5 protein-coding genes are annotated in these 5,216 nt (G+C 41.8%); 2 read left to right on the forward strand and 3 right to left on the reverse strand.

Annotation, left to right across the window (positions count from 1 at the left end; genetic code table 11):
- Positions 1-61 precede the first annotated feature (61 nt).
- Positions 62-304 (forward strand): DUF3493 domain-containing protein, encoded by a 243-nt coding sequence (locus tag AC805_RS10020; protein WP_055075309.1) that lies wholly within the window; start codon positions 62-64, stop codon positions 302-304.
- 353 nt (positions 305-657) lie between these two features.
- Positions 658-1,695, forward strand: a complete 1,038-nt coding sequence (locus AC805_RS10030) for a late competence development ComFB family protein (protein WP_055075305.1) — start codon at positions 658-660, stop codon at positions 1,693-1,695.
- A gap of 259 nt (positions 1,696-1,954) precedes the next feature.
- Here the strand turns inward: AC805_RS10030 and accC are convergent, their stop codons facing one another.
- The 3 genes from accC to AC805_RS10045 form a co-directional block, all read right to left on the reverse strand.
- Complete coding sequence (gene accC, locus AC805_RS10035) at positions 1,955-3,319, reverse strand: acetyl-CoA carboxylase biotin carboxylase subunit (RefSeq protein ID WP_055075306.1); 1,365 nt, start codon at positions 3,317-3,319, stop codon at positions 1,955-1,957.
- A 402-nt stretch (positions 3,320-3,721) separates the two neighbouring features.
- Positions 3,722-3,985, reverse strand: a complete 264-nt coding sequence (locus AC805_RS26800) for a hypothetical protein (protein WP_055075307.1) — start codon at positions 3,983-3,985, stop codon at positions 3,722-3,724.
- Between the two features lie 771 nt (positions 3,986-4,756).
- Positions 4,757-5,216: DUF309 domain-containing protein (locus tag AC805_RS10045; RefSeq protein WP_331459058.1), on the reverse strand; the 460-nt coding region annotated here is incomplete at its 5' end.

Consider the following 5,216-nt stretch of genomic DNA (forward strand, 5'->3'; position numbering starts at 1 on the left):
AATTAAGCCCACGTACTTACTAAAAATAGAAAATACTGAAAATAATTTTACAATCAAAATTATGTCAAAACTAGATCCACAGCAATACGAGCGTTTACGGCGCGAAGCCGAATCCCCTTACCGAGGTCTCCGTATATTTATTTATGCCGCCCTTGCTGGTTCAGGATTTATTGGTGCGGTTGTTTTTTTTGCAAGATTAATTGCTGGGAAGGGAGAACTAGAAGCGAATTTGGGTAGCTTTGCCTTGCAAATTGGGGTACTAGCCTTGATGGTATGGCTTTATCGCATCGATCGAAGTAAGTAGTTCAGCATAATTAAAAAAAACTAGAAGAGCGTAGCGCCCGCTAAGCGGGCGCTACGCTCTTCTAGGGTTTCAGTTTACTTATAGCATTCCTAAATTATTAATGAGAAAAATGGGCTTCAACTTCCTTCAGCCAAACTATATCGATGACCGAGAAAAGTTAAAGCCTCTCACAACTCATTTAGGATTGCTATATTTAGGATTGCTATATAATGTCAAAATGATTTTGATTTCTTTGCAATTCCCCAAAACTTGCAATCAGTCTGAACTATATAGGTTTGAACTAAATAGGTTTGAACTAAATTTCTTGATTTTAGAAACACTTAAATTTCATATTGGGTTTGGGACAGCTTGATATGCAAAGTTGCAAAAATGCGATTGAAGAACTAGTAATTGCAGAAATTGATTTACAAATCTCTCACTTGCCACAATATCGTCGCGATCAAATTAATTTAAGCGAAGTAGCTGCCTATGCTCTAAATCGTCTGCCACCGATGTATGCCACATCAAAGGCAGGATGGTTAAGACAGCGTAAAAAAGCAGCAACGGAAATGCGATCGCAAATTGAATCAGCCGTGCGTAGAGCGTTAGTGAGCGTTAAACCCGACGCATTACGCGATTCTCGACCGCTACCATCACAGGAAGTGGCGAGTCACGCCCGATCGCTCGCAGCGCTACAACAACTCTTAGGTGCAGAAAATGCCTCTTGGAAAGATATTCCCACAGCCCTAGAAAATGCTCTGATGACGGTCAAGCTCAAAAGTGCCGTAAGTAATACCTACATCATTACGGGGAGAAGAGAATCGCGCGATGAAACGGCAATTAGCTCAAAAAATCCTGAAATTTCATGGAAGGGAAGACAGGTCAAAACCTTTGTAAATTCGAGCCAAGACGAGCAGAAGGCGAGGGATTTCCAGACATATATGGTAGATGTGAATTATCAATTCAGTAATGTATTGGAGAAATTGGTTCTGTCGCTTGCCTATCATCAAATTCAGAAATTGCATCCTGCGATCGCCGAAACCGTAGATCTCGGTGAGGCTACAGCCTATGTATTGAACCGACTCCCTCCCATGTATGCCACCTCAGAAAAGGGTTATAAATCCCTGAGACTAAGGGCGCGTGAAGTTTACGGCAGGGAGGTTGTAGCCGTACTTAAAGAAGCGATCGCCGTATGTGTCGAAGCTCCTAACCTAGAGAAAGTACCTTTGCCCCTAGCTCGCTTTGAAGCTGAATTAGAGGAATCCCTCGAACAGGTAAGCTGGATTCTTCAACGCGATGATATTAATTGGCGTAACGCGCCATTCATCGTCGAGGAATGTCTGCATCGAGTTGTTAATAATGAAATGGAATGGCGCAAACGCAGCGATTACAACTATCCGTATAGCTCTTAAATCCCTTATATCTATATTCAGCATGTTTGTCCTAGCGATCTCTTAGAAACCATTTAAGAATTGGATAGATCCCCCCAGACCCCCTTAAAAAGGGGGAAGAATTAAATTCTTCCCCCTTTTTAAGGGGGATTGAGGGGGGATCTCTTAGAGTTTTTAACCGCAGAAAGTAATTCTTAAATGGTTTCTTACTTTGTATACCAAGCAGAGACCGATCTAATAGTTCTAAATAAAGAAAAGCACCCCGATGGGGTGCTTTTCTTTATTCTTGTTTCGCTAGTCTGGCTTGCAGCAATGGCACATAGTTAGTGTACACATGCCCTAATCTGAATTCCTCATCATCTAATACCTTTTGATGAAAAGGAATTGTCGTTGGCACGCCTGTAATCGCACATTCACGCAAAGCTCGCTTCATGCGTAAAATCGCGGCATTGCGATCACTGCCCCAAACAATTAACTTCGCAATCAAAGAATCATAATAGGGCGGAATCACGTAGTCGGTATAAACATGGGAATCCATCCGCACCCCAGGACCTCCAGGGGGGAGATAGCCGCTAATACGCCCAGGATTGGGACGGAAATTATGATCGGGGTCTTCAGCATTAATCCGACATTCGATCGCATGACCGCGAATCTCAATTTCCTTTTGTTGGAAGCGCAATTTTTCGCCTTGGGCAACTCGTAATTGCTCAGCAATCAAATCAATCCCCGTGATCATCTCTGTGACAGGATGCTCGACTTGGATCCGCGTATTCATTTCCATGAAATAAAACTTACCGTATTTATCCAGCAGAAACTCGACCGTACCCACACCGAGATAGTTAATCGCTTTTGCCGCCTTTACCGCCGCATCACCCATTCTTTCCCGTAACTTGGGATTGACGGCACTACTAGGCGCTTCCTCTAATAATTTTTGGTGGCGGCGTTGGATCGAGCAGTCTCGCTCACCCAAATGCACCACATGACCATGCATATCCGCCAAAATTTGCACCTCAATGTGCCGAGGCTCCTCAATTACCTTCTCGATATAGACTCCACTATTACCAAAGGCAGCCTCGGCTTCCCCTTGAGCAGCCCTTAGCAAACGCAGTAAATCATCAGGATTAGTGACCAAGCGCATTCCCCGACCGCCGCCGCCTGCGGTGGCTTTGATCATTACGGGATAGCCGATATTACTGGCAATCTCAATTGCTTGGTCTTCTGATTCAATTAAACCTTCACTTCCTGGAATGGTTGGGACACCTGCCTTTTGCATAGTCTTCTTGGCAGTAGACTTATCACCCATCGAGCGAATCGAGTTAGGGCTTGGACCCACAAACATTAAATTATGGTCGGCACAAATCTCGGCAAATCGGGCATTTTCTGAGAGGAAACCATACCCTGGATGGATTGCGGTAGCGTTATGGGTCAGAGCTGCCGAAATAATATTAGGAATATTCAGATAGCTTTTGCTACTAGGCGAATCACCGATACAGACAGCTTCGTGGGCTAGTTGGACATGTAATGAGTTGCGATCGACATCGGAATATACCGCAACCGTGGGGATTCCTAATTCTTCACAAGTCCGAATAATTCGGAGGGCAATTTCACCGCGATTGGCAATGAGTAGTTTGGCGATGGGAGCCATGTTTCAATTATCTTAATGAACAGCTATTGGTAATTTGTAATCGGTGCTTGGGGGGTAGTCGCTCTGATGGGGTACGCTTCAAATCCCGATTTTGCTTTGAGTCATGGATTTACGCTTTTGTTAGTAGACGATGACCTAAAGCTTTTGAATTTTAACTTTTTTTGGGTAGCTATACTGATTAAGTTTGTGAATGCTTTTGTGAATGCTTTTGTGAATGTCAAGTCCGAAAGCCTCCAAAACTAGCCGAAACCAATTGAGGAGTGATTTGGAACTTAGTTTTTGCCATAGGATTTTTTTCAAAATTTTAGCTCCATTAGCTTCGATGCGCTGGTCGATCGCCGCTAAGGGAGCCTTTTCTGTGTTAGTGCGAGCATCTAAATCCCAATATCCTCACAGAGCCGCTTAAATTTTACAGTTAGCAATATCTTTCCGAGAATTATTGCTATGGGTTTGGGTAAAGGAAGTGATGCGCGCTGCTAGGGGTTTGATCGAGCTTGGCTCTGAAGGTAACCCTGGAGCATAGGATTCTAGGACATGTCCACTCCGAGTACAGGTTATCAATAGATAGTCGCAGCGATCGCATTGGGTTTTGATTTGCGCGAGATAGGAAAGATGGTGACGCTCAGCGATCGCACCACAGTTGGGACAGCGTATGGACTCAATCATTTTCGGTAGATCCTTATATAAATGAATTTAAATGAATTTAATATAGATGTTGATTAAAAGTTTTTGAGAAATTTTGAGAAATAAATTTTTGAGTAATAACTTGAGAACTAGCTGGAGCAATAACTTGAGAACTAATTTATGCGAGCCTCTAAATGAATTTACTTAATGAATTTAGTTTGACGAGAGTAAAATTACATACATTAGATTTATCAATTATTCAGCATTTGTGATGGGATCATCACAAAAAAGATGAATATTTCCTAATGTCAAAAATCAAACCAAGTATAACAAAAGTATTTCCAAAGAAGTATTTATAAATATTTTTGTGGGTTTTGCAGTTTTATTTTCAGACAAGTAGGCAAGGATAAAACTTTTAAATCAACTTTAAATATGCAATGATTATAAGCATAAATTTTGGGGATCGTTTCTAGATGCGCGATCCCTGCCTCAAAAGTGATGAGAATTAATTACTAGAAGCAGCTTAGCTGTAAGGGTTTAATCGATGATTAAAAAATAATTAAAGATAAATAGATCATTATCCCCCCTTATAAATCTTTACAAGTTTTGGTTGCCCAAATAAATATAAATATTTTTAAACTACCTCTAATCCCATTCAATATTTCTTAATATACAGCAATCCTAAATGAGTTGAAAGAGGCTTCGACTTCGCTCAGCCAACCGATGACGATAGCTGAGCGAAGTCGAAACTTCAAAGATGAGTAGCGGCGCAGAGTATCGTCACTCATCTTTGGGGTTTTATGAATGGGTATTTCAAGACTCATCCCCCATGGGTTGCTCAATGCCGACTCTATAGAGTTTAGGAATTCTTAAATCTCCCCGTTCTATGCTTTGCCATATCTCCGCTATTCCTTCTGAACCAGCGCTCTGAACCTCATGGAGTATATGCAAACTATCTTCTAGTAATCTCTCTACATCAATCGATTGGTAATCGGGCAGATAAATGGGCAAGCGACTAGTTCCTTCCCCTAAAAGAATAGTGGCTCCATGCCAATTTTGACCTTTGAGATGATACAAACCAACCGCTATCTGTAAAATGCCTTGATAAAAAGCCCGATCGCTTTGCCAAGCATCGTTCCAAATTGCTTCTAAGGTATCGTGGCATGCATAGTAATCACCGCTATTAAATAGTGCGATCGCTTCTTCAAACATCTTAAGTTCCATTTTATAGCTATAGTCAGTAATGTTAGGACAAAAATCAAACCCAATAGAG

This window comes from Pseudanabaena sp. 'Roaring Creek' (assembly GCF_001402795.1).
Lineage (GTDB): Bacteria > Cyanobacteriota > Cyanobacteriia > Pseudanabaenales > Pseudanabaenaceae > Pseudanabaena.

Excerpts from the sequence above, each read along its gene's own strand:
- AC805_RS10020 (WP_055075309.1), top strand. The coding sequence starts at position 62 with ATGTCAAAACTAGATCCACAGCAATACGAGCGTTTACGGCGCGAAGCC.
- AC805_RS10030 (WP_055075305.1), top strand. The coding sequence starts at position 658 with ATGCAAAGTTGCAAAAATGCGATTGAAGAACTAGTAATTGCAGAAATT.
- accC (WP_055075306.1), bottom strand. The coding sequence starts at position 3,319 with ATGGCTCCCATCGCCAAACTACTCATTGCCAATCGCGGTGAAATTGCC.
- AC805_RS26800 (WP_055075307.1), bottom strand. The coding sequence starts at position 3,985 with ATGATTGAGTCCATACGCTGTCCCAACTGTGGTGCGATCGCTGAGCGT.